General features: G+C 72.6%; 16 protein-coding genes and 3 pseudogenes. 5 read left to right on the forward strand and 14 right to left on the reverse strand.

Annotated features, from left to right (window positions below):
• Positions 1–156: 156 nt before the first annotated feature.
• On the forward strand, positions 157–768 hold the full coding sequence (locus CRP52_RS36035) for a hypothetical protein (protein WP_257033233.1): 612 nt from the start codon (positions 157–159) through the stop codon (positions 766–768).
• A gap of 72 nt (positions 769–840) precedes the next feature.
• Here the strand turns inward: CRP52_RS36035 and CRP52_RS36040 are convergent, their stop codons facing one another.
• The 8 genes and pseudogenes from CRP52_RS36040 to CRP52_RS40255 form a co-directional block, all read right to left on the reverse strand.
• Positions 841–1,788 carry a hypothetical protein gene (locus tag CRP52_RS36040; RefSeq protein ID WP_143685927.1) on the reverse strand — a complete coding sequence of 316 codons (948 nt, stop codon included), beginning with the start codon at positions 1,786–1,788 and terminating at the stop codon, positions 841–843.
• A complete protein-coding gene (locus tag CRP52_RS36045) occupies positions 1,785–2,927 on the reverse strand; it encodes a Mu transposase domain-containing protein (protein WP_097241056.1) in 1,143 nt (380 codons plus the stop codon). Before CRP52_RS36045 ends, CRP52_RS36040 begins: the two co-directional genes overlap by 4 nt.
• A gap of 373 nt (positions 2,928–3,300) precedes the next feature.
• Positions 3,301–3,723, reverse strand: a complete 423-nt coding sequence (locus tag CRP52_RS36050; protein ID WP_179853155.1) for an ATP-binding protein — start codon at positions 3,721–3,723, stop codon at positions 3,301–3,303.
• Between the two features lie 89 nt (positions 3,724–3,812).
• Entirely contained in the window at positions 3,813–4,487 is a 675-nt protein-coding gene (locus tag CRP52_RS40235) for an acyl carrier protein (RefSeq protein WP_257033249.1), read from the reverse strand.
• 39 nt (positions 4,488–4,526) lie between these two features.
• Positions 4,527–5,698 (reverse strand): annotated as a pseudogene (locus CRP52_RS40240) (MDR/SDR family oxidoreductase); the annotation flags it as partial.
• Entirely contained in the window at positions 5,599–10,320 is a 4,722-nt protein-coding gene (locus CRP52_RS40690) for a polyketide synthase (protein WP_306458939.1), read from the reverse strand. The pseudogene CRP52_RS40240 and the gene CRP52_RS40690, both read right to left, overlap by 100 nt.
• Positions 10,321–10,400: 80 nt before the next feature.
• Positions 10,401–11,741 carry a beta-ketoacyl synthase N-terminal-like domain-containing protein gene (locus CRP52_RS36060; RefSeq protein WP_257033234.1) on the reverse strand — a complete coding sequence of 447 codons (1,341 nt, stop codon included), beginning with the start codon at positions 11,739–11,741 and terminating at the stop codon, positions 10,401–10,403.
• Between the two features lie 175 nt (positions 11,742–11,916).
• Positions 11,917–12,177: a DUF5988 family protein gene (locus tag CRP52_RS40255; protein WP_257033235.1), complete on the reverse strand. Its 261-nt coding sequence runs from the start codon at positions 12,175–12,177 to the stop codon at positions 11,917–11,919.
• Positions 12,178–12,759: 582 nt separating this feature from the next.
• On the opposite strand from CRP52_RS40255, the gene CRP52_RS36070 reads away from it, so the two are divergent.
• Positions 12,760–13,260, forward strand: coding sequence for an IPT/TIG domain-containing protein (locus tag CRP52_RS36070; protein ID WP_097241059.1), 501 nt, complete (start codon positions 12,760–12,762; stop codon positions 13,258–13,260).
• A 328-nt stretch (positions 13,261–13,588) separates the two neighbouring features.
• Here CRP52_RS36070 and CRP52_RS36075 read toward each other — a convergent pair whose 3' ends face one another.
• From CRP52_RS36075 to CRP52_RS36085, 4 genes and pseudogenes are all read right to left on the reverse strand, one after another.
• Positions 13,589–14,635, reverse strand: coding sequence for an IPT/TIG domain-containing protein (locus tag CRP52_RS36075; RefSeq protein WP_373560593.1), 1,047 nt, complete (start codon positions 14,633–14,635; stop codon positions 13,589–13,591).
• A 15-nt stretch (positions 14,636–14,650) separates the two neighbouring features.
• A pseudogene (locus CRP52_RS41005) lies at positions 14,651–15,088 on the reverse strand (IPT/TIG domain-containing protein); the annotation flags it as partial.
• A gap of 1,189 nt (positions 15,089–16,277) precedes the next feature.
• Positions 16,278–16,561: pseudogene (locus CRP52_RS40265) on the reverse strand (DnaB-like helicase C-terminal domain-containing protein); the annotation flags it as partial.
• Positions 16,562–17,278: 717 nt separating this feature from the next.
• Positions 17,279–18,022: an IPT/TIG domain-containing protein gene (locus CRP52_RS36085; protein ID WP_097241061.1), complete on the reverse strand. Its 744-nt coding sequence runs from the start codon at positions 18,020–18,022 to the stop codon at positions 17,279–17,281.
• A gap of 1,132 nt (positions 18,023–19,154) precedes the next feature.
• Here CRP52_RS36085 and CRP52_RS36090 point away from each other — a divergent pair.
• On the forward strand, positions 19,155–20,585 hold the full coding sequence (locus CRP52_RS36090; RefSeq protein ID WP_097241062.1) for a Mu transposase domain-containing protein: 1,431 nt from the start codon (positions 19,155–19,157) through the stop codon (positions 20,583–20,585).
• A gap of 432 nt (positions 20,586–21,017) precedes the next feature.
• Positions 21,018–21,440, forward strand: coding sequence for a hypothetical protein (locus CRP52_RS36095; RefSeq protein ID WP_097241063.1), 423 nt, complete (start codon positions 21,018–21,020; stop codon positions 21,438–21,440).
• Positions 21,441–21,816: 376 nt separating this feature from the next.
• Here the strand turns inward: CRP52_RS36095 and CRP52_RS36100 are convergent, their stop codons facing one another.
• A complete protein-coding gene (locus tag CRP52_RS36100) occupies positions 21,817–22,128 on the reverse strand; it encodes a hypothetical protein (protein ID WP_097241064.1) in 312 nt (103 codons plus the stop codon).
• A gap of 90 nt (positions 22,129–22,218) precedes the next feature.
• Positions 22,219–22,746, reverse strand: a complete 528-nt coding sequence (locus CRP52_RS36105) for an ATP-binding protein (protein WP_179853156.1) — start codon at positions 22,744–22,746, stop codon at positions 22,219–22,221.
• Positions 22,747–24,512: 1,766 nt separating this feature from the next.
• Here CRP52_RS36105 and CRP52_RS38805 point away from each other — a divergent pair.
• Positions 24,513–24,680 carry a hypothetical protein gene (locus CRP52_RS38805; protein WP_179853157.1) on the forward strand — a complete coding sequence of 56 codons (168 nt, stop codon included), beginning with the start codon at positions 24,513–24,515 and terminating at the stop codon, positions 24,678–24,680.
• Positions 24,681–25,326 lie beyond the last annotated feature (646 nt).

Genomic DNA, 25,326 nt, shown 5'->3' on the forward strand with positions numbered 1-25,326 from the left:
GCCCGCTGTTCGGAGGCGGGCACGGCTCGGAGCGGGGCCCGGGCGAGAAATATTTGTCGCCGGCGTTGAACCGTTCCCGTCCGGGACTCGTGTGGAGGGTGCCCGGGCGAACACCGCCCGGATCGTCAACCGACCGCTCTCCAGGGGGAGTTCGTCATGCCCGCGTTCACCGTTCCGGCCTTCGCCGCGCGCCGGATGCTCGCCGCCACCGGGATCACCGTGCTGGCACTCGCCGCCACCGCCTGCGGGCCGGACACGGCCGGCGGGTCCGGCGGGAGCGCGGCCACGTCCGCCGCCACCCCTCCGGCCGCGGCCGCCACGTCGTCAGCCCCGGCCACCGGCGGCACCGGCGGGGTCCGGCTCGTGGCCGTGAAGTCGGCCACGCTCGGGCCGGTCGTCACCGACGCCACCGGCCGGACCCTGTACCGCTTCGACAAGGACACCGCCAAGCCGTCCGCGAGCACCTGCACCGACGCCTGCGCCGCGAAGTGGCCGCCGCTCACCGCCCAGGACGCGGTGCAGGTCAGCGGGGTCGACTCCGCCCTGGTCGGCAGTGTGACCCGGCCGGACGGCACGAAGCAGGTCACCCTCAACGGCTGGCCGCTCTACCGCTTCGCCGGGGACACCGCCGCGGGGCAGACCAACGGCCAGGGCGTCGGCGGCACCTGGTTCGCGAGCACGCCCGAGGGGAAGAAGGCGCCGGGCACCACCGGACAGGCCGCGTCGCCGACCACCGCGCAGAGCGGCGGCTACTCCGGCGGCTACTGACCGGCCCCACACGGCGGCGGACCGGGACACGATCACCGCACAGCCCGCGGCGGACGCCGACCGCTGCCGCCATCACCGCTTCCCCCAGTCCCACGGAGCCGGCCGGGCGCCGCGCAGGCACGCCACCTGGTGGACCGCCAGGTCGCGGGTCCGGGAGTCGAGGCGGGCGCGGCGCACGGTGTCCATCACGGCGGTGAGCACGACGACGTCCCGCACGACCTGGTAGCCCGACCACGCGCCGATGTGCTCGCAGGGCATCGCGGCGCCGGTGCGGCCGTGCGCGGTGTAGGTGCGGTGGTAGGCCTGCAAGTCGTCGCGGCGGCCGCGCAGCAGCTCGTTGCTCCAGCGCGCGGCGACCAGGTCCCACTCCCGGTGGCCGCGCCACAGCGGTCTGCGCAGCGCCAGCCGCGGGTGCGTCCCGCCGTCGTGGCAGCGGGCGAGTCGTCGGGCGCCGAGGATGACGGTGGGCGGGGTCGGCCAGTCGATGCCCGCCCACTCCGCCTGCAGCCAGGCGGTGCACTCGAACAGGAACCGGCGAGCGGACTCGCTCAGCGGGGTGTCGTCCAGGCCGTCCAGCAGGCCGGCGAACGGGTCGTGGTCCTCCAACCACAGCGCGGACCCGGGATGGATCCGGTGCACCGCGGCGGTCACCCGGGCGCTCAGCGACGCGTCCCGACGCCGTTTCCCGGGGTCGTGCCAGAAGGTGACGGCCCGGCCGGCGGCCGTGCGCACGCCGCCGTAGTACGGGGTGACGACGGCCACCTGGTGCTGTTCCAGCAGCTCCGCGCCCCGTACCAGCGCCCATGCCTCGTCCTGCCCCGTGTGCACCAGGGCGATCGCGCGCGAGGCGGGCAGCGACCAGACGTCGTGGGGGTGGTCGCTGACCAGCTCGGCGTGCCGGGCGTCGTCGCCGGTGGCCGCACAGGCCTGGGCCAGGGCCGCGTAGGACGCTGTGACGTCCTGCCTGTGGGTGCGGCCGGTGGTCGAGAGCAGCGCGCTGGTGCTCGGTCCGATGCTCACGGAGCGGTCCTCGGGTGCGGATTCGACGGACACGGTGTCCTGCGGGCTCGCGCCCCGGCGCCGGACGTCCGGCCGGGCCGTTCCAGGGCGATCGGGCCGTCGTGCTCGGCGACCGTCCGGCCCGCCCCCCTCGGTGCCCTGCGGAAGCAGGCGATGACCGCCCCGCGGGTGGTGGTGACGGACAGGTGGGGTTCGTCCAGCCGTCGGCGGATCCTCACCTCGTTGCCGACGAGCCCCGCGGGGAGCAGGTAGAAGTTGCCCTCGAACGACACGAGTCCGCGGGGGTCGACCCTGCGCTGGACGCAGATGCGCGCCGGGAACGGCTTCGGGGGCAGGGGCAGCAGGGCTCGGGTGCGGCAGCCCGCCGGCCGGTTCCGGCTGCCCGAGCGCTCGGTCAGGCGGTCGAGGCTGTCCTGGGCCGCCTGCACGCCGGGTTCGCCGGCCGCGGTGTCCCACCAGTGGCGGACGACGGAGCGGTGGGCGCGGACGACGGGGTCGGGCGCTCCCGTCCGCGGACGGATCGCGATGGTGGCTCCGTAGTGGATCGCGATCTCGTGGAAGACGGCGATCACCTTGCCGGCCGTCGAGCAGACCGGCGCGGTCCGGTCGAATGACCAGCGCTCGCCGGTGCCGCCGAGGCGGCGCAGCACCTGGTCCAGGGCTTCCACGCAGTGCGGGAGGTCGCCGGTGCCGGCCAGGGCGGCCCGCCAGTGGCCGGATCGCGTGAGCGAGCCCATGAGCAGGTACATCTCCTGCCCGCAGTCCCATTCGACCGGTGGGGCCGGGAGCTGTACCCAGTCGAACTGCACGTCTTCCAGGGGGCCTCCGCCGGGGCTGGCCCTCCCGCGGTGGCGCGGTCCGCAGCGCGGCCACATCAGATGCCTGCGCAGGGCGCGGGTGAAGGTCGAGTAGGCGCGGTCGTAGCCCAGCTCGACGATCTCGCCGTGGAGCATCCTCGCCTGCAGGTGCGGATCGTCGTCGAGGCGCTGCCGGCAGTACGAGACGAACTGCAGGAACTCGTCACGGGTCTCCGCCCGGACCCCTACGGTCCGCTCCCCGGTGAGGTAGGCCCTGACCGTCTTGCGGTCACGGCCCATGCACCGGGCGATCGCCGAGATGGACCAGCCCTGGTGGCGCATGGCGCAAATCTCTCGGTATTCCTCTGCACTCAGCATCACGACCCCAAGTTTGTCGGAATTTCGCCGCCGCAAAGCGCCTTGAATTAACGGCGGCCGCCGGGCATGGTCGAAAAATACAGCATGCGACCGAACGGCTCAAGGAGCGGAAACGTTTCTTTACGGATATGTCGTGGGCAATTTCAGGGAGCGGGTTTACCGCTGTCCCGACCGGGAATTCCACCCCGGCTCCGCAATATCCCGCATACTTCTCGGGGTCCGCCGAGCGGCGCGGGAATTGCCGATCGAAGGACGCGCGAATCGCGCGCCGCGCGGACCGGTGCCGGACCGTCGGTGCGGCGGACACGGCGGGCGGGGTCCGGGGCGGCGCGCGGCCTCACAGCGGCAATCGGCAGGAAACCGTCTTGGTTCCGTCGAGGTGGAAACGGTACCCCCACGAGCCGGCGATGCTCTCCACCAGGAGCAGCCCGCGCCCGCCTTCCTGGGAGGCGGGCGCCCGGTGCGCCCGGGGAACAATCGCCGAGCGGTCCCGGATGCCGATCGAAAGCCACCGCTGGTCGCGCGCGATGGTCACCCTGATCAGGTGCTCGCTGTCGGTGTAACGGATTGCGTTCGTCAGGAGCTCGGAGGTCAGGAGTTCGGCGTCGTCGGTGAGGTGCGCTATGTCCCAGTGGCTGAGAATGGCGTTCACGGCACGGCGCACGGGTCCCACGCAGTGGGCCTCCGGCAGGACGAACATGGTGATGCGCCGTCCCTGCGTGTCGTGCGGGTCCGAGCGTGGCGAGTCTGCGGAGGTCATGGCCGTCCCCTGGTTCCCTCTCCCGGCAGGGCCGGGATCCCGTGCTTCGCGGTCCGGCAGTGGCGTGGCGCCGGCGGCCCGGAGTGAGCTCATGGGTTCCTCCTCTGCGGTTCGGTGCCGGCGGCAACGTCCGGCGGCAGGGCCGACCGCCGCGAGCGGGGAGCGATGAGGTCCGCGGCCAGGGGCTCGGCCCCGCCGGGGGGATCCGGTGGGGCGTCGGCGGTCAGGCTGATGCCGATGTGCTGCGCGAGGCCGTCGGCGAGAGCTGCCAGCGTGGGGTGGCCCGCGACGAAGTCGCCGGCGAGCCTGACGCCGAGGGAGGCCTCCAGGCGGGTGCGCAGTTCGATGCGGAGCAGGGAGTCGAACCCGAGCGCGTTCAGCGGGGTCTGCGGGTCCAGGGTGCTGGCCCCCAGCCGGAGCACGGTGCGGATGTGTCCGGCCAGGTAGTCCTCAAGGACCGTGCGGCGGGCGAGGCCGGGTTCCGCGGCCCGCAGCTCGTCCCGGATGTCGCGCGCCGCATCCTGCCCGGGCGCCTGTACGGGGGTGCCGGGCGCCTCGGGCGTGAGGAGGGCGAACAGCGAGGACGCCCGCCCGGCCGGGGGGATCCAGGTGTCCGGCGGGCCCGGGATCACGCCGGTGCGTACACGGCCGTGGGTCAGGAGCGCCCCCAGGGCCTCGAATCCTTCCGCGGTGGGAATGGTCCGGTAGCCGCGCTCCGCGAAGCCGGTGGCGACCCCGGTCTCGCCCCAGGGCCCCCAGTTCACGGCCAGCGCGGGCAGGTCCAGGGCGGTGCGCCAGGTGGCGAACGCGTCGAGCCAGGCGTTGGCGGCCGAGTAGGCGCCCTGGCCCGGGTTGCCGAGCAGGGAGGCCATGGAGGAGTACAGGACGAACCAGTCGAGCGGCAGTCCGGCGGTGGCCTCGTGGAGGCGCCAGGCGCCGGTGACCTTGGGATGCCAGACGCGTTCGAGCTGGTCGTCGGTGATGTTGGACACCGCGGCGTCGTCGAGGACCATCGCGGCGTGGACCACGCCGCGCAGGTGCCCGCCGCACGCGGTGGCCTCGGCCACCAGCTGCTCGGCGACGCCGGGCTGCGCGATGTCCCGAGCACGACGCTGACGCGGGTCCCCTGGTCGCCCAGTGCGGCGAGGACCCGTTCGGTCTCGGCCGAGGGGGACGTGCGTCCGTTGAGGACGAGGTGGGCGGCGCCCCGGCCCGCCAGCCACAGCGCCGTGGCGAGGCCGACGCCGCGCAGGCCGCCGGTGACGACGTAGGCGCCGTCCGCCCGTACCGGCGAGGGCGGGTCGCGCAGTACGGCGGTGGCCTGGCCTTCGCCGGGCACCGTCAGGACCAGTTTGCCGATGTGCCCGGCGCCGGCCATGAGGCGGAAGGCGTCGGAGGCCTGCGCGAACGGATAGGTCCGGCACGGCAGCGGGGCGAGGGTGCCCCGGCGGAGTTCGGTCAGGACCTCGCCCAGCAGCTCGGCGAAGGTGTCCGGGCGGGTGTCCTGGAGCTCGACGAGGTCGACCGCGCTCATGGTGATGTTGTGCCGCAGCGGTGCGAGACCCAGCGGGGTGTCGGCGAGGATGTCGCGCACGCCCAGCTCGACGAACCTGCCGAAGGGGCGCAGCGTTTCCAGTCCGGCCCTGATGGCGGGCCCGGAGAGGGAGTTGAGGACCACGTCGACGCCCTCTCCGGCGGTGGCGTCGCGGGTCTGCTCGGCGAAGTCCAGCGAGCGGGAGTCCATGACGTGCCGGATGCCCATCGCGCGCAGGTATCGGCGCCTGTCCTCGCTGCCGGCGGTGGCGAGCACGTCGGCGCCCAGGCGCCGCGCGACCGCGATCGCGGCCAGTCCGGTCCCGCCGGTGGCGCTGTGGATCAGGACGCGCTCGCCGCCGGCGAGCCTGGCGAGGCGGCGCAGTGCGTACCAGGCGGTGAGGTAGGCGACGGGCAGCCCGGCGGCCGTCTCCGCGGGCACGCCGGCCGGGAGGGGGCGACGGCGGCGGCGGGCAGCGTGGCGAAGGTCGTGAAGAGTCCGCCTCGCACGTCGGCGGCGACGACGCTGTCGCCGACGCACACGTGCCTGACGCCCGGTCCGACGGCGGTGACCACGCCGGTGGCTTCGAAGCCGATGCGGTAGCCCGCCTCGTCGTCGGTCGCCAGCATGCCCATGGCGGTGAGCACGTCGCGGAAGTTCACGCCCGCGGCGTGGAGGCGCAGTTCGACCTCGCCGGGACCGGGGGTACGCCGTGGCGAGGTGGTCAGGCGCAGGGCGTCGAGGTCGCCGAGCCGCCCCGCGTGGAGCTGGAAGCGGTCGGCGCCGTAGCGCACGGTGCGGGTGACGGCGGTGGCGCGTTCGGCCTCCGACAGGGGGGTGTAGGACAGCCGGGCGATGTGCCGGGTGTCACCGCGCAGGGCGATCTCGTCCTCGGGAGGGTCGGCGAGGAGTTCGGCCGCGAGCCGGTGCAGGCCGGTGTCGGCGTGGTCGGCGTCGACGAGGGTCGCCCGCAGCTCCGGGTGTTCGTGCGTCAGGACGCGCACGAGTCCGCGCAGGGCGCTCTGGGCGGGGTCGGCGGGCTGCCCCGGCTCCGGAGCGTGGGCGGACCGGGTGACGGCGAACAGGCGTGCGGGAGTGTCGCGCGCGATCGCGCTTTGTGCGGCGGCGAGCAGGCGGCGGGTGCGGCGCAGTGCGATCGCGGCGGCGTCGTCCTCGGGCGCGGACGGCGCGCACAGCAGAACCACGGCGCACGGTGCGGGTGCGCGGTCCCAGTGCCGGGCGATGCTCTGCTTGAGCGGCTGGAGGGCGGCGCTGTCGACGGGGACGTCGAGGACGTCGGTACGGGCTCCGGCGAGCTCCAGGGCGTCCGCCAGTGCCCGGGCGGATCCGTCCGCCTCGCCGATGACGAGCCAGGGGCCCGGGGCGGGCGGTTCGGGGCTCTCCCGGCGCGGCACCGGCTGCCAGCCGGTCTCGATGAACCACCGGTCGACGCTTTCCTCGGCCGCCGCGCCGCGGCGTACGAAGCGCAGCGCGTCGATCTCGACGAGGGGGTTTCCCTCCTCGTCCAGCAGCCGCACGTCCCCGACGATGCCGTCCGCGTCGGTGCGGGTGAGCCGGGCGTGCGCGTAGCAGGCGTCCTCGGGGGCCGCGAGGATCCGCACGGCGCGCACTCCGACGGGCAGGACCAGGCCGTGGTCCGGTTCGTCGATCAGGCCGGCGACGACGAGTTGGGCGCACAGGTCCAGGAGGACCGGGTGGATCCGCAGGCCGTGGCGGGCGGTGCGTGCCGGGTCCGGCAGCGTCACGCGGGCCCAGAAGCTGTCGCCCTGGGCGCCGGCGCGCAGCTCGGTGATGCCGCTGAAGGCGGGTCCGTGCTCCAGGCCCCGTGCGCGCAGGCTCGCGTAGAGGGCGTGCGGGTCCAGGACGACGGGGTGGTCGGCGGCCAGTGCGGCCGCGGGGAGCGCCGGTGTCCGGGGGGAGGCGTCGGTGCGGCGCAGGACCGCGGTGGCCTGCCGTACCCAGGTCCCGTCCTCGTCCTGGCCGAAGACTTCGCAGTCGGCGCGGTCGGCGCCGGTCAGGGTGACGGTCGTGCCGACGGGCGTGCGGGCGTCGAGGTGCAGCAGCTCGCGGAAGCGGATGTCGGTCGCTTCGACGTCGTGCGCGGCGCCGCGGAAGACCTCGCCGGCCGCGGACAGCGCCAGGGCGCAGTAGGCGGCGCCGGGCAGGACCGGCCGGCCGTGGACTCGGTGGTCGGCCATCCAGGGCAGGACGTCGGTGCCGGCGTCGGCGTGCCAGGTGTGGCGGGGCTGGTCGCCGGGCACCTCCGTGTGCGCTCCCGGCAGGGCGGCGGGGGCGCTCCCGGTGTGCGGGGAGGCCGCCGCTGCGGGTGGGGTGGTGTCGGTCCAGTGGGGTCGGCGGTCGAAGGTCAGCGCGGGTAGGTCGGCCAGGCGGCCGCCCGCGTAGAGGCGGGACCAGTCGACGCCGGCTCCGGCGCAGTGCAGGGCGGCGAGCTGGGTGCGGAAGGTGGTGCGGTCGTCCTCCCCCTTGCGCAGTGTCGGCAGGATCACGGGCTCGTGGAGCAGGCCGGTCAGGCTCTGGGCGAGGGGGCGGGTGACGACGGCGTGCGGCGAGACTTCGAGGTACACCTGGTGGCGGTCGGCGGCGGCCGCGGCCACGGCGGCGCCGAAGCGTACGGGTCGGCGCAGGTTGGCGCACCAGTAGGCGGCGTCGAAGACCGGGGTGTCGCGGGGGTCGTCCAGGACGGTGGTGTAGAAGGGGACGGCCGGCCGGCTGGGGGTGAGCTCGGCGAGCTCGGCGGCGAGGTCCGCGAGCAGCGGGTCGACCTGGGGGCAGTGCGAGGCGACGTCGACGTCGATCAGACGTGCCACGAGTCCGCGGGCCTGCCAGGCGGTGGTCAGGCGCCGGACGGCGGCCGCGGTGCCGGCGACGACGGTCGAGTCGGGGGCGGCGACGACGGCCACGGACACCGTGCCGTCGCCGACGGCGGCGAGGTCGTTCTCGACGGTCGCGCTGTCGAGGCCGACGCTCGCCATGGCCCCGGCTCCGGCGATGCGGGTGAGGAGGGCGGAGCGCCGGCAGATGACGCGGACGCCGTCGGCCAGGGTGAGCGCTCCGGCGGTGACGGCGGCCGCGACCTCGCCCATGGAATGGCCGATGACGGCGGCCGGTTCGACCCCGTGGTCGCGCCAGACGGCGGCCAGGGCGACCTGCAGGGCGAACAGCGCGGGTTGCACGCGGCCGCAGCCGCTGACGTGTTCGCGGTCGCGGACGGCCCGCAGGACGGAGAACCCGGTCTCGTCGCCGATCAGCGCATCGGCTTCGGCCAGGGCCTCGGCGAAGGCCGGCTCGTGGTGGAGCAGGCCGTGCCCCATGCCCTGCCACTGCGAGCCCTGGCCGGAGAACACCCAGACGGGACGGCGGGTGACGCCCGCGCCCACGTGGCCGCGGACGACGCCGGGGTGGGCCCGGCCGGCTTCGAAGGAGCGCAGCGCGTGCGCCAGGCCGCGGTGGGAGTCGGCCACCACGCCGAGCCGGCCGCGCCCGGGGGAGCGGCGCAGTGCGAGGGTGTGGGCGATGTCGCGCAGGGGGGTGGCGCCTGCCTCGGTCTCCAGCCAGTGGGCCAGGCGCGCGGCGGCGGCGGGCAGTGCGTCCGGGGAGCCGGCGGCGAGGAGGAAGACGTGGGGCGGGGCGGCCTGCGACCGCGACGGCGGGTCGCCGGCGGGCACGGCCGCGTGTACGGCGGTGCCCGCGGTGGGCGCGCCGGGGAGGACGACGGTGCGGCGGCGGGCCGGGGCCTGTTCGAGGACCACGTGGGCGTTGGTCCCGGAGAAGCCGAAGGAGGACACCGCGGCCAGTCGCGAGGCCGTCCGGGTGGGCCAGGCGGACAGGCCGGTGGGGACGAACAGGCGGGTGCCCTCGGCGCTGATGGCCGGGTTCCACCGGGTGAAGTGCAGGTTGGGCGGGACGAGCCCGCGCCGGAGGCAGAGCACCGCCTTGATCAGGCCGATGACGCCGGCCGCCGGTTCCAGGTGCCCGACGTTCGTCTTCACCGAACCCAGCGCGCAGCGCCCCTGCCCGGTGCCGTAGACCGCGGCCAGGCTGGAGAACTCGACGGGGTCGCCGACGGGTGTGCCGGTGCCGTGCGTCTCCACCAGGCCCACGTCGCGCGGGTCGGTTCCGGCCCGGGCGAGGGCCTGGCGGTAGAGGGCCTGCTGGGCCTCGGCGGAGGGCGAGGCCAGGACGTCGGAGCGGCCGTCCTGGTTGACGGCCGAGCCGCGCACCAGGGCCAGGACGCGGTCGTCGTCCCGTAGTGCGTCCTCAAGGCGCTTGAGGACGACGACGCCGCAGCCCTCGCCGCGGACGAAGCCGTCCGCGGCCGCGTCGAAGGTCCGGCACCGGCCGGTGGGCGAGAGCATCCCCATGCGGGCGAAGGACATCGTCGTCCTGGCGCCGAGCATGAGGGTGACGCCGCCGGCCAGCGCGAGGTCGCACTCGCCGTCGCGCAGGGCCTGGCAGGCCAGGTGGACCGCCACGAGCGAGGACGAGCACGCGGTGTCCAGTGCCACGCACGGGCCCTGCAGGCCCAGCAGGTAGGAGATGCGCCCCGGGGCGACGCAGTGCCCGTTGGTCAGGACCGCGCCCTCGAGTTCCCGGGGCTGGCCGGCGAGGGACTCCATGTAGTCGGTGTAGCTCAGGCCCGAGAACAGCCCCGTGGAGGACCCCGCCAGCCGCTCCGGGGGGAATCCGGCGTGTTCGAGTGCCTCCCACGTCACTTCCAGGAGCAGCCGGTGCTGGGGGTCCAGGACGTCGGCCTCCTTGCCCGAGACCCCGAAGAAGTCGGCGTCGAAGCCGGCGACGTCGCTGAGGTATCCGCCCCACGGCGGCATCGTCCCGGCGGCGTGGGCCGGGGCCGCGGCCACGTGCCCCGCGCGGCCGATCGGCGGTTGGCCGACCGCGTCCCGGGCGGCTTCGAGCAACCGCCACAACGCGGCGGGCGAGTCGATGTCGCGGGGAAGCCGGCATCCCATGCCGACGACGGCGATGTGCGCGTCAGCGGCTTTCAGGTTCTCTGCGTGGCCCATCACATGCTCTCCTACGCGCTTGCGCGGACGGGGGTGGGGAGCGCTCGCCGTCCGGCGGTGCGGTCGGCGGATGCCGGGGTTCAGTCGACGTCCGAACTGCCCAGCAGGATCGCGCTCTTGACGCCACCGATCTGGTAGTTGCAGGTGAGCGCGTAGTCGAACTCCAGGTGCCGGGTGCGCAGCCCGGGGACGGGATCGAAGCAGATGTTGTCGGCCGGCTCCTCGCAGTTCGCAGTGGGGCACACCTCCCCCTGCTCCAGCATCAGGAGGGTCAGGGCGACGCCCAGGGCTCCCGCCGGGGCGCCGTTGTGGCCGAAGCAGGCTTCCTGGGAGGTCATCAGGAGGTCTTCGACGGCGTCGCCGTAGAGCTGTCGGGCGGCGTTCGCCTCGAACGCGGTCACCACGACGTCGCCGTCGCTTCCGCCGTGGATGTAGGGGATCTGGCCGATGTCCCACCGGTCGCCGAGGCACTTGCGGATGGCGGCGACCAGCGAGGCGCCGTTCTCGTCGCTCGCGAGCGGGTTGGACAGGCCGTCGCGGGTCATGCCGTGCGACAGGACCTGGCCGTAGGTGTACGCCCCGCGCCGCTGGGCGTGGTCGCGGCTCTCCAGCACCAGGGTCACCGACCCCTCCCCGTGGTTCACGCAGTCGGCCCGCCGGTCGTAGGGCCTCATGACCCGGTCGAAGGCCGGGAGGAGTTCGGGCATGCCGTCGACGCGGATGGTGTCGTAGGCGCGCTGGGCGCCGTGCAGCAGACGCTGGACGTTCTGGATCACGTCCACGCCGAACACGTCCACGCCGGTGACGACGACGAGGTCGGTCTCGCCGTCCGCGATCATGCGGCGGGCGTTGCCGATCTGGACGGCGGAGGACGCGCAGCCGCACGACACCGTGAAGCAGGGGCCGGTGGTGCGCATCAGCGCCCCTTGGACCAGCGCCACATCGGAAGGGGTGAGTCCCTGCTGGGCCCTGACGAACAGCTCCATCGCCTGGTGCGGCGTGATGGTGCACGCGTCGGCGTGCAGGACCTCTAGGTAGCTGGAGACGTTGGCGTCGATGCCCCCGCGCCCGACCAGGACGGCGGCCTCGGTGAGGTCGCCGTCCCTGATGCTCAGTTGGGCGTCCGAGCAGGCTTCCACGAGGGACACCAGCCCGTAGCGGTGCGCGTTGGTGTAGTGCTGGGAGAAGATGCCCGGCAGCCCGGGCAGGCGCTCCGCGAACGCCGCGTCCGGCAGATCGACCGAGCCGTAGTAGACACCGTGGTGTTTGAGGCACGAGCGGCCGTTGGAGGCCACGTCCCAGACCTCGCCCGCGGTGAACAGCGGCTGCTCCTCGCCCGGCAGGCAGAACCCCATGCCGGTGACCACGGTGTCCCGCTCGCCGGTGCCGCTTCGCGGGCGCGGGCTGGAGGGCCCGCTCACGACGCGCCCCCACGGGTGCGGGGCTGATGCTCTGTCCGTACTCGTACGGGACGGTCGCTGGTCATTGCTCACCTCGGAGTGTGGGGTGGGGTGATGCGGGGCGGCGCCGCGTCGGTGTGCGGCTCGCGGGGCCCGGCGCCGGCGTCGGATGCCGGGGAGACGGTGACGCGCGCACCTACTCGGCGATGGCGGTCCGGTACGACCACTGGTAGACGGGCATCAGTACGCCCCCGACGTCCTTGAAGTCCTGCGTGATCTCGAAGTGCTCGTAGCCGTTCCCGCGGGGGATCCTCAACCTGCTCTCGGCGTTCCCGGATTTCACTTCCCGAATCTCAGGAATGTCGATCGGGCCGCCCCTGAGGAAGACGAGCAGAGAGTTTGGCACGACACTCACCTTCCCATTCGGAAACGCAGAAGAATTCTTCGAGACGATCATCCGGCCGGTTGACGGCGTACACACGGAGTACCCCAACGGAAAGCCGTTCAACCCAGGAAAACCAACAGCGCACGACGCAAGCCAGGGGCGCACTCGCACCGCAGCCAGCAGATCACGGAGACGCCTCTGAAGCCGTTATTCCATCCGAACAAAGCCCCGATTCCGAAGCGCCGCCAAGGATAAGTACGAAAACTGCGCCATGCTCCCGAGGCGCGCCGAGTCATTGACATAGTCGCAGGTCAGAGGGGGAGTATCGGCTGACTTCCGGATACGATCTCCCCAGTTCACGGGCGCACTCGCCATAATTCCCCACCGAATTCTTGAGAATTCTTCGACGAGCACCCGGGAAGGCACCCGCCCATGCTCACATAAAATACCCAATGGCAAGACTTGGGTCGCTTCCGACCCCACTCGGCGAGGCGTCGAAAAAGTTGTGCGCTCCCGATCCGGCCTCGCGCTACCACCCTTATCGAATTCCCTATTGCCACGCACCGGAACCCGAACCTACCGTGAGGAAAACGCCTCCCCGACTCGGCCGCAACGGCCTTGTCAGGCGTTCGGAAGACGGAAAAGAGGAATCCTATGTCCCCGATTCTCCTCGCACTCGTCCCCTCGCAGGGTCCGGCGACCGGGGGTAGCCCCGTGCTGCTCGTCGGCACCGGGCTGACCGGGGCCACGGCGGTCCTGTTCGGCGCCACCCCCGCGCTCAGCTACACCGTCCAGTTCGACGGCGCCATCACGGCCGTCGCCCCGCCCGGGACCGGGACCGTCCCGGTCACGGTGGTCACGCCCAGCGGCACCAGCAACAACCTCAGCTACACCTACCAGCCGCCGACCCCGCCGACCATCCTCGCGCTCGTGCCGCCGGTCGGCCTGGCCACGGGCGGCCTGCCCGTCCTCATCGTGGGCCACGGCCTGTCCGCCGCGACGTCGGTCCTGTTCGGCGCCACCCCGGCCTCGAACTTCACCGTGCTGGGCGACGGCGCCATCCTGGCCGTCTCGCCGGCCGGATCCGGGACCGTCCCGGTCACGGTGACCACGCCGGCCGGCACCAGCAACGGCGCCACCTACACCTACCTGTAGGACGGCGGCCGAACCGCCGGTCCGAGCGCGAGATGACCCGGCGGCACGAGAACAGTGAGCTCCGACAGCATTCGCTGTCGGAGCTCACTGTTCGTCGGACACCCCGTCATGGACGGGACTCCGATCTCCGCGCTTAGGGTGTGTCTGACGATTCGCGTTGGATCAGCGAGCGGCTCCCCCAGCCTTCGGCCGGGAGGCACCCCCACTTCGCGCCCGTCCGGGCGTGCGCCCGAATCGCCCTCGTACTGGGTGTACTTGGACGATTCGGGCGTGCGTCCAGGCGGGATGATCCGGCGTCGTGCGCCCGGCAAGATCCGCCGGACAGGCCCTAGATCACCGGTGCCGCGGTGTAGGTGTAGGCGAGGCCGTTGCTGGTGCCGCCGGGGGTGGTCACGGTCACCTGCACGGTGCCCGAGCCCGCCGGCGCGGTCGCGGTGATCTGAGTGTCCGACACGGCGGTGAAGGCAGCCGGCGCGGACCCGAAGGCGACCGCGGTGGCGGCGCCCAGCGCGCTGCCCGTCAGCGTGACCGTGTTCCCGCCCGAGCTCGGCCCCGCCGCGGGAACCACGCTCACCAACTGGGGAACGGGAACGTAGGTGAACGCGACACCGTTGCTGGTGCCACCGGGCGTCGTCACCGTGACCTGCACCGTGCCCGAACCCGCCGGCACCGTCGCGGTGATCTGCGTCGCCGACACCACCGTGAACGACGAGGCGTTGACGGCACCGAACCGCACCGCCGTCGCCCCCAGCAGATTGCTTCCGGTGACGGTGACGGTGGTTCCGCCGAGGACAGGCCCTTGGCCGGGGACCACAGCGGTGAGCTGGGGGCTGCTCAGGTAGAAGTAGGGCACCGGAAGGCTGGTGCCGGCGGCCGTGGTGACGGTGACGCCGGACGGCCCCGGCCCCCCGGCCGGCACGGTCGCGGTGATCTGCGTCGCCGACACCACCGTGAACGAGGAGGCGTTGACGGCACCGAACCGCACCGCCGTCGCCCCCGTGAACCCCGTGCCCGTCAGCGTGACCGTGTTGCCACCGGACGCCGGCCCCTGGGCCGGGACGACCGTGGCCACCACCGGTGCCGCGGTGTAGGTGTAGGCGAGGCCGTTGCTGGTGCCGCCGGGGGTGGTCACGGTCACCTGCACGGTGCCCGAGCCCGCCGGCGCGGTCGCGGTGATCTGAGTGTCCGACACGGCGGTGAAGGCAGCCGGCGCGGACCCGAAGGCGACCGCGGTGGCGGCGCCCAGCGCGCTGCCCGTCAGCGTGACCGTGTTCCCGCCCGAGGTCGGCCCCGCCGCGGGAACCACGCTCACCAGCTGGGGAACGGGAACGTAGGTGAACGCGACACCGTTGCTGGTGCCAGCGGGCGTCGTCACCGTGACCTGCACCGTGCCCGAACCCGCCGGCACGGTCGCGGTGATCTGCGTCGCCGACACCACCGTGAACGACGAGGCGTTGACGGCACCGAACCGCACCGCCGTCGCCCCCGTGAACCCCGTGCCCGTCAGGGTCACCACCGACCCCGCCGCCCCCGACACCGGACTGACCGAAACGATCACCGGAGCGGCGACCGCATACGTGAACGCAACACCGTTGCTGGTCGCCCCCCACCACCACGCCACCACGGTCACCTGCACCGTGCCCGAACCCGCCGGCACCGTCGCAGTGATCTGCGTGTCCGACACCACCGTGAACGACGAGGCGTTGACGGCACCGAACCGCACCGCCGTCGCCCCCGTGAACCCCGTGCCCGTCAGGGTCACCACCGACCCCGCCGCCCCCGACGCCGGACTGACCGAAACGATCACCGGTATGTTGTGGTCAAGCATGGTTTACTCCCAAAGGCTTGTGCAGTCTTCGAGTTGACGAATGTCGTGCGTGCGCAAGCGGCCGGAGAGCCGGTTGTCCACCCGGGGATGCGCGACCGCGGGCGCCGAGGCGGGGAGCCCCGGTCGATGGAGGGAACATCGACCGGGGCTCGTCAGGGGTGTGTCGCCGGGCGGGTCAGGCGGAACAGACCGGCTCGTCCCAGCGGAGGAGACTGCCGTCGTCCGCCCGGTCGCCGTCGCCGTCGCCGGGAGCCTCCCCGGGGCGGTCGGGACGCCGTCCTCGGCCGATCCGCCCCCGGCGCCGCCTGTGCTTGCCGCGGACGGACTCGGCCGAGCGCATCACGGAGGAGTTCCGTTCGAAAGCGTGGCCGTCGACGGCTGCGGTCGCGCTCTCCGTCGTCGACGGTCTGCTCGGAGGTTGACGGCCCACCAGCACGGTCGGCACGTACCACCCCAGCAGGTGCCCCCAGCACCACACCGCTGAAGTCGTCCGTCGACGGTCCGAGGGAGGGGAGCCGGCAGACCACCTGTCCGCCGCACGGGCCAGCACGCCTCGGAGCCTTCGGATCGCTTGCATGACGCCTCCTGGGCGTATGTAAGCCGCCGCATCTGCCGGCACCGCTGAGACGGTGCCGGCAGATGGATCCACGTCCTCCACGGGGGTGCCCATCGCGAGCCGTACGTCACCCCGCCGCCTGAAGCAACAGCGGGCGCCGACTGCGCGCTTCCCCCGGGAGGGATGGGCGGCCCGCCGGTTGGATACGGAAAAGTAATCCAGAGCCGTGAAATCGGTGACAAGTCTTCCGACTCGCTTTCACCCGCTTGGCGCAGCGCCCGGTCGCCTTCCGAAATCCGCGAAACGGCCGATTTCGTAGCGCGCGACCCGACGCCGATCAGCGAAAACGGACACCCCTTCGGGGAATTTTCACGCTGATTCCCCACCCGGTGGGATCGCGACTTCCCGACCCGGGTTTGCGCCGTGGGATCGGTCCGGGCAGGACCTGCGCGGGGACGCTCGGAGGTTGTCGCAGCAGGCCGGGTCGACCGGCCTCACAGCCGTGTCATCCCCGGCACGCCCGGCCCCGGCCGAGCCGCTGACCTGCGAAGTCCCGCCAGCGGCCGCGGGCCGGTCGTCCGCCGTGGGATCCGGCCGTGGGATCCGGCCGCGGAGTGCGGGACCCCGGGGACGTCAGGTGACGTTGCGGGTGATGTCGACGAAACGCGAGTAGTGGCCCTGGAACGCGACCGTCACCGTGAATGTGCCGCCCATGCGGTTCTTGGCCACGATCAGGTCCGCCTCGCCCGCGCACGGAGAATCCTTCGCGTAGACGCCCTCCCGGTGGAGCAGGATGATTGGTTGGCATTGGCCTCGATGCCACCGGATTCCCGCAGGTCGGCCATGGCTGGTTTCTTGTCCGCGCGCTGCTCGACGCACCGGTTGAGCTGAGCGGCCACGACCACCGGAATGTTGAGGTTGGGGTGCTTGAAGCACCGGGGGTGCTCGAAGCACCTCCCGGGACGTCCGGTCTCGCGGACCGCTTCGTCCCCTTGTCGACCCGGGGCTTGCGCGGCGGTGCGGGAGCGAGCGGCCGATCCTCGGCCGTCAGCGGTCCCAGCCCGCGGTCGGCCCGGTCCTCGTTCACCTTCGCCAGCTGTTCGGGGCTGAAGAAGGAGAAGGGGATCAAGATGTCGTACACACGGCGCGTGTCCGAGGCACGCGCGCAGCAGCGCGCCGACCGCGGGACCGCCGGGGCGGCGGGACGGACCGGGATGCTCCGGGACCGGAGCGCCGACCAGACGTCCGGGCAACCTCGCGCCGTTGGGTGCGGTCATCGTGTTGATCTCCTCTTCGCGACTGCAGCCATCCCGAAAGGATCAACCAGTGGCCGCTGCGCGCGGACGCCACTCACCGAATCGCGATCAACCCCTCGGAACGGGGCCGCCTCGACGCGGGTGGCTCCGTCCAGCGCGCGGCGGCCGTGGGCGCCGTGCTCGGCCTGCGCCCGATCGCGGCGCCCACGGCCGCCGGCCCTTGCGCGATCGGGCAGCCGGCTCCGTTCCCCGGGGCGACGGGGGCCGGGCGGCGGGTACGGCGGGACGAGACTGCCCGGGCGGGACCGATGACGGTCCCGCCCGGGCAGACGGCCTCGTCGGCCGTGGGGTCCGGTCGCCAGTGGCCTGACTCCCGGCTCAGATCCCCGGGCCGGCGAGGTAGGTGAACGCGCCCACGGCGGTCGCGCTGCCGCCCTCGGTGGTGACGGCGACGTCGACGGCCCCGGCGGTGCCGGGCGGCGTGACGGCCGTGACGAGCGTGTCGCTGACGACGACGAACGGGGCCGGCGTGCCGCCGAAGGTGACCGACTGGGTGGTGCTCAGGGCGGTGCCGGTGATGGTCACCGGGGTGCCGCCGGAGGTCGGGCCCACGGCAGGAACGACAGTGGCCACGGTCGGCGCGTCCACGTAGGTGTAGCTGAATCCGTTGTTGGTTCCGCCCGCAGTGGTCACGCTCACCCCGACCGATCCGGCCGCCGTGCCCGCGGGCACGGTGACGGTGATGACGCCGTCGCTGACGACGGTCGGCGTGGCGCTGTTGGCCCCGAAGTTCACGGCGGTGGCGGTCGACAGCCCGGTACCGGTGATGGTGACGGTGTTGCCGCCGGCCAGCGGCCCGGAGGTGTCGCTGAGCGAGGCCTTGAACGGCGCGCCGACGTAGTAGAAGTTCAGCGGGTTGCTGGTGCCCCCCGCGGTGGTCACGGTCACCTGGACCGTCCCGCTGCCCGACGGCGCGATGACGGTGACCGAGGTGGCGGTGTTGGCGGTGATGGTGGCCAGCTTGGAGCCGAAGTGCACGGCCGTGGCTCCGGCGAGGTTGACGCCGGTGATGGTGACGGTGGTTCCGCCGCCGGACGATCCCTGGTTGGGGGAGATGGGCACGACTGTCTCCTTGGACGAGGTGGGTGAATGCCGCGACGGCGGGCCCAGGAGGAATCGCGGTTACGCACGGTGCGGGCCGGACCAGGCCCCGGCCGGGACGAAACGGACGGCCGAGGCGGTGGAGCGGGCGCCGGCGGGCCGGTCCACGGGTGTGGCCGGACCGCTTTCCGGGCGTGAGGACAAGACCGTCCTGGATGGATGTCGCCGGTCGCGGTGACGGGCGGATCGTTCACGCCCCACCCAGGGGAGCCCATGGCGCCACGGTAGTGACCGGCCGTACGGCAGGCCGACGCCCCACTCCCCCGGAGAGGATGGGCGACCCACCGGCTTGGAGCTTCCAGTAACCCATTGAGGTGACAAGCAGGCAAGGCACTTGACGTCGCATCACCCGATTGGCGGCACGTTGCGGCCTGGAGCGCGGCCTGCCCCGCGTGAACGCCCGGCCGCGCCGGACGCGTGGACCTTCCGGTCGCACCGGCGGGACCGTCCGCGGGTCGGTCCCCTGGCGGCCGCGTGCGCTTCCGGCGTGCGGCGGCGAGCCCACGACGTGTCAACTTCCGTTGACGTCCGACCCGGCCGACGTCCGGGCACGGGAGCGGACGGGGGGCGCGCGGGTGCGCATGTACACCGGCATATGCCATCGACCGTTTCTCCGAGCGGCGGTGCCGACCGTGCGACCGGCCAGGATCACGGCCGTGCGCCACGGTACGCCGGGCACGGTGGCGCGACGGGCCGCCGGATGCGTGAACGGCCCGGAATTCCTGGGAGGACCGCGAGCGCCGCCGCGCCCACAGAGGTCTATTCCAGTCGACCCTCATTGCGCGCTTGCGAAAGTTGTCAAGCATCCGGCAGTCGAGATCCGGCCACTCTTTGGCCGATCTCCGCGTGCGACTTGACACGAGATGCACGGGGCCGTCGCCAATTGATTGCAGCTCGATTCGCTCACTCAAATTGCACAGCAATCGGCGAGGTCTTGAAGAATCCTTTCTGCTCCCGCCTCCGGATTTCGTGTATATTTCCTGGCTTCCAATGGGTCCCATGAGGGATCCGTAATCCCTATCGGATCCTTACAGGAGCAAAATTGCTGACCGGAGAGGAATACATCAACATCTGTGCCCTGCGATCCCGAGGATTGTCCATCGCCGCAATCGCCCGTCTCCTCGGCCGTGACCGCAAGACGGTGAGCTCCTATCTGAGCGGGAAGCGCACGGTCGGGGTCCGCAGCTCCGGCGGGGGCGAGTTCGAGCGGTTCATCCCCTACTGCCGCCAGCGACTGCAGGACGATGCCCACTTCGAGGCGTCGGCGCTGTTCGCCGAACTCGTCGATCTCGGCTACAACGGCGGCTACTCGACCTTCACCCGCGCTCTGCGGACCCATCAGCTGCGTCCCAGGTGCCCGCTGTGCCAGCGTCCGCCCCGCACCCGCCCCGCTCGGCAGGACGACGCGGAGGAAGTGCACTTCCGCTGGTTCGTCTTCTGCGACCCCCCTGCGGACTGGGGCTGCACCCACGCCTGCGTCCTGGTGGGACGCCTGACCCGCTCCCAGCGCTGGAGCGCGGCGCTCGCGGAGCAGATCGACTTCGGCCACCTGGTCGGCTCCGTCGACCGGATCCTGCGCCAGCTCGGCGGGACCGGCTGGCGCTGGCGCTTCGACCGGACGCCGGCGGTCCACTGCCCGGGAGGCGGCAAGCTGACCACGGCGCTGGGCAGGGTCGCGAAGCACTACGGTGTCGTCGCGGACCTCGGTCCGGCGCGGCAGGGCACCGACGACGAGGCGATCGGGCAGACCCTCGCCCTGTGGTGGCGGACCGGCGGAGCGGACACCGGCCCGCTGGAGGCGCAGGAGAGCCTCGACAGGCTGGCCAGGCTCATCCACACCCGCCAGGCCCCGACACGGGGCGGCCACGACGGGAGCACCGTGCCGCCCGCGCCGGTCCTGCTCGACCTCCCCCACGACCCGTACCCCGCCAGGATCAGCGTGACCCGCGCGGTCTCGGCCAACAGCATGGTGTCGTACCGGGGCAACCTCTACGCGGTTCCGCGGCACCTGCACGGCCACACCGTGGAAGTGCGCCAGAGGCTCGGTGACCCGCTCCTGGCGATCGCGACCCCTCGTGGACGGGTGATCGCCCAGCACTCACTGGCGCCCGACGGTGCCGGCCTGTCGGTCATCGGCCACCGGCACGGGATCGGTCTCGATCGTCCGCTCCCTGTGCCCAGGCCGGCTTGCAACAGCAAGATGTACAGTCCGCCGTCCGCCGAAGCGCTCGCGGCGGCCGAGGCGCTCCGACAGGACACCCGCCAGGAGGACGGATTAGAGCCCGGTCGACAGGCCGGCGCTTCGTCGGCGCGCTCCGGCCGGTCCTGGCGGTGGACGGACGTCCTCGGCCGGATCCGGAAGGACCCGGCCGAGGACGAGGAGCACGTCCGGTCCGAAGCCGTGATCCACCTCGCCGCGCATCGGCAGCACGACCCGACGCCGTACCGGCGAAGCCACACCGGCTCGGCGTGGCACCCGAACCGGACGACACGGATGCGGCAGGAGCCCTCCGAGGGGAGATAGCGCGTACGACGGCCCCGCGGTCTGCCGGACCCTGCGCCGGGCGTGATCACGCCCGGCGCAGGGTCCGGCAGACCGCGCCCGAGGACGCGCGGGGTCGCGCCCCCGTCCTGCGCACGGCCGGCGCGGCCCGCGCGGCCGGCCGGATCCGGGTAATTTCACCGACCAGCGGCAGGTAAAACGCCGGGAATTGCTAACCGAATTCCCCACCCCGCCCTTCCGGACCCCGAACACCGGCCTTCCCGACAGCAACTCGGATGGAGTAGCGCAGATTTTGTATGAAGACTACTGAATTCGCCTTCGATTGCCGGAACATCAATTCTTCGCACCACCCTGCCCGTCCGCGCGCCCTGCCATCCGTGCTCGGCGGTGCATTACGTTCCGTCCATGCCGGCGCCCCGCCGGCAACAACGCTTCTTTTCGGAGGGGATTCGGATGATCCGTTCTCGTCTCGCCGCCGGCGTCGTCGCCGTCGCGATCGCAACCGGCGCTGCCCTCGCCATCGCCCCCGCGGCCCGGGCCGCGGAAGCCCCCGTGCTCCAGGTGTCCACGTGTGCCGCCGATCTCGCGGCCGCGCTCGACAGCAACGCGGCGGCCATCGAGGCCGACATCGCCGACGACACCGCCACCGCCCGTGCCGACAACCTCCACACCCTCGCCATCCTGGCCGGGGCGAGGCACGACTGCTCCTGCCAGCACGGCCAGGTCCGCGCGGACATCGCCGCCGCGGCGGCCGACAGCGTCCGCGCGGCGCTGTCCAACTCGGTCGGCGACTCCGCCGCCGCGCTGGACAGCGAGGACGCCGTGGCGGCCGAGTTGACGGAGGCCCTGGAGATCGTCTGGTACTCCGCGGTGTGAGCTCTCGCGGCGCAAGGGTGCCCGTCGTCCACCCGCTCGGGTGCGGGGCCCCGGCGGTCGGGCCGCGCCGTGGAGCCGTCCGCTTCACAGCGCGGCACGACGGTACCGGTCGACAAGGCCTCGGTCCTCGATGCGCCGGACAGCGGGGCCCACCTGGTGAAGGTCACGTACCCGCGTGGTCCGCGAAGGCCGGGCGGCGTCCGGCGAGGTGGCTACCGTCTCCACCTCGCCGGACGGCGTCATGACGCCGTCCGGGCGTGAGGCGTACCGCGATGAAACCCGATCAGCCCATCCCCGAGTGCGCGGTCGTGGAACCGCGCACTCGGTGGACGGGCTGATGCGTGACCCGCCGAGGCATTGCCTCCGGAGGGGCCTGTCACTGCTGGGGCTGGCGGAACAGGTCCTGTCGGGTGACGCCGTCCGCGAACATGGCGTTCTCACTCAAGCCCGCGAGCAGGTCGAGGACGGCGGCCAGCGGCTGGTATTCCGTGCGGATGGCCGGGTGCTCACCGCACTCGTTCAGGTGCTCCCAGAGCGCGTGGAAGTAGTCCTCCAGCTCCAGACGCGCGTTGAACTGCGCGCTGAGCCCTTCGGAATCGAGGCGACGCAGGCCGTCGCGGTCGAGCCGGGCCACCGAGTTGATGACGCTGTTGACGATCTCACGGACCTCGATGCCTGAGCTGGACATGGGTTCTCCTTACGATGTGCGCGGTGGAAGACGGGGGCTGACGCTCGATGCGCCGCCCGGCCCGGCTGGATCGCGGCCGTCCCGCAACGGTCAGCACGCCGCGGCGCTCCGACCGGATAGCGGGACGGCGGCCCACACCGAGCAGCTGCCGTCCGTACCGAGCCGCACCCCCCAGTCCTGCGAGTGGTCCGCGACGAGCGCCAGACCCCTACCGTGGTCCTCCTCCGGCGTGGCGCGGTGCAGCCGCGGCACCACGGAGGTCCTTCCCTGGTCACGGACCTCCACCAGGAGCCGGTCCGCCGTCCGGCGCAACCAGGCGGTGATGTACGCGCTGTTGGAGTGCTCGACGGCGTTGGTGACCAGTTCGGAGATCACCAGCAGGACGGCCTCCCGGGTATGGCCGGCCCGAACGCCCTCGGCGTCCAGCCACAGCCCTGCCAGCCGCCGGGAGACCGGTACCGCGCGGACCAGGGACGGCAGCCGGAAGGACAGCGGACGGCCCCTGACCCAGTGGCGCAGGACATCTTCGGCGAGAGCTCCTGTCGGCCGTCCATCGATCTCTGCGGTGGTCAGTGGAATCTCCTCCTCGGTGAACGGCGGGACCGCTTCTCGGCTCACGGGCCGCATGCGACTGCTCGTGGCTTTCGCGTCCCGGTCCACGCCCGGCGCCTGCGGACCATTCCCTTCGGCGCACAGCCGGCCGAGCGGGCGCCGGACTGGTGGAAGTAAATCAGAAATAGATTATTCGCGGGGAGCTATCCGCCGCAAGAAAAGGGGGGCGCATTTATGCAATGCAGCGCCTAGTGTGAAGGTAGGAATAGTTCACGCCGTCGACGATCCGGTGGAATGAAACGGCTTGTATCGTCCACCCGGGTCCGGATCCGACAGCGAATGGCAGACATCCGGGGTCATTGGTCCCGGCAATCAGTGGAGCCTTTTGGGGCGGACTTCCTCCGGGCGCACAAGGGCGGAGGCTCGCTCACGGAATTCCGCACCGACCTGGCCGAAATCAGCCGTTCCGCCTGTGCGCGTCGCGGCCGGGAAGGCGTCCTGGTGGGGATGCGCAGCCGGGCCGGCCGACCTCGGCCGGACGTCGCACCGGAGTGGGAGGCACCGTCGACGAGGAGCTGCGCCGCGAGAAGCTGCGCCGGGAACGATCCTGTCGTGGGGCCTCTGATCGACGGTGTGACCCCGAAGGCCCGTGCACGCCCGGGAGGAGTGCTTCTGCCGGCTCTTGCGGAGACGACCCCGTGAGCCGACGCGGGCCGGTGCGATGGAGTCGCACCGGCCCGCTGATCCAATTTCCTCGACCGGGGGTGCGGCAACGCGCCACTTCAGCGATCAGGCGCAATCCGGAAGCGCCGGCAGACACCGCAGCTACTTACCCCCGGGGAGGATGGGTGACCCACCCGATTCGGATGCACCCAGTTACTCATCGGACCGAAATAGCCGCAATCCCCAGACCGGTCGATTCACTCGTACGGCCGAGCGCGCCAGAAATGCAAACCGCTTGTGCGATCGGACCGGAAGCCCTTCCGTCAGGAAATTTTCATATCCCGGTCCGTCCGCTCGGGAAATTGGACACCATATCCGGAGGAGACTGCCCGTCGATCGCGGAATACCGCGTGCGGGAACCGGTCGGGACCCGACGGCGGCGATCACCGCACACCGACCGCAGGCTCGATCGGAACGACAGGAGCCGGACCCGGGGTGGGGATCCCGGCCGGCTGGCCCCGCACCCGCGTCGGCCTCGGGCGCCGGCGGCAACCGGCGGACCACCGGAGAGGCGGACCCGGCTGGAGGTTGCGCGGTGGCGTCCCGCAGGCCCCGGCCGCGCTGCGGCGGCCGTGCCGGCCTTCCCCGCATCGGGTCGGCCGTCCCGCCGCGGAGCGGGATCGGACGCCGCTACGGCTCCCGGGGGCACGTCACGGGGCCCGGTCCCGTGTCCGGGCACCCGGCCGACGCCTCCCCGACCGGCAGCCTCCCGACCGGAGGCCTCGGTGGCGCCCCGCCGGTGCCGAGCGGCGTCGGCGGGGCGGGCCGTCGGCAGAGCCCCGCCACCGCGGGCACAGGTCCGTTCCCGCTCGATCCGGCGAGCGGCGATCCGCCGGCGAAGGACTGCTCCTTCCGACTCGTCGTCCCCTGCCGCCGACCGGTCGGCGGGTTCGCCCGCACCGGGCTCGACCCGCGCCGTGAACGGGTCCGCCGGGGGTGGCGCGTGCGGCGCCCGGTCGGACGGCTCCCACTGCGCCCGGAGCCGGCGGCAGGCGGCAGCGGCGGCGGCGGGACCGCAGGAACGGCAGGTTTCCGGATCGTCGGCGTCGCGGACGACCAGCGGCCCGCGGCAGAGCGCGCACTCGGGGCTCCGGACCGGCCTGCTCCCGGTGACCGTCTCGCTCGCCCGGTCGACGACCTTGACCAGCCAGGGCAGCGGGGAGACCACCGAGGACCACGGCACGGCGCCGACCGGCTCCCTGCGGCGCGCGAACTCCCACGCCGACTCCAGGGCTTCGAGGACCACCGCGCCGTGGACCTCGGGGGATGTGCCGTAGTCGGCGAAGGTCGCGACGATGTACCGAGCGAGGAAGTCGAGCTGTCGCTCGGTCAGCCGGTCCGCCAGTTGCCTCGGCAGGCGGCTCAGGGCCGACGACGCGGTTTGCCGGCCCCACCGCTTCTGCTCGTCGGTCATCGACCGGATCGTCCTGCGGTCGGTCTGCCGTCCCTCGCGCCCCCTCGGGCCTGCTGCGTCCCCGTCGGCTCCCGCCGCGTGGCCTCGCGCGCGGGTGCGCACGGTTCCCGGTCCGCGGGACGGACGACCGTCCACGACCGCGGACGTGTTCAGCAGGTCATGTTGGAAGGATCGTGTTTCTGCCACCGAATCGGGGGTGGCCGGTGTCACCGGAACGGGGGCATCGGCTGTCACCGAACCGGCGGCCTCCCGGCCCGGGTCGAGCAGGTCGCCGTCACGGGAATCCGGTCCGGTGTCGAGGACCCCGACACCGTCGCCCGCGGGCCCGTCCGCGGACCGCGGCGCGGGGACGGGCCCGCTCGGGAGGGACTGCGGCTGCCCGTCCGGTACGCGGACGGGCACGGGATGGACGACGTACCTGTACGCCCTCCTCTCGACGGCTCCTCGGCTCACCCACCCCTGGGCCAGGAGTTCGGCCACCGCTTCACGGGCCGTCGCCTCCTTCATCC

It is taken from the genome of Streptomyces sp. 1331.2 (assembly GCF_900199205.1).
GTDB lineage: Bacteria > Actinomycetota > Actinomycetes > Streptomycetales > Streptomycetaceae > Kitasatospora.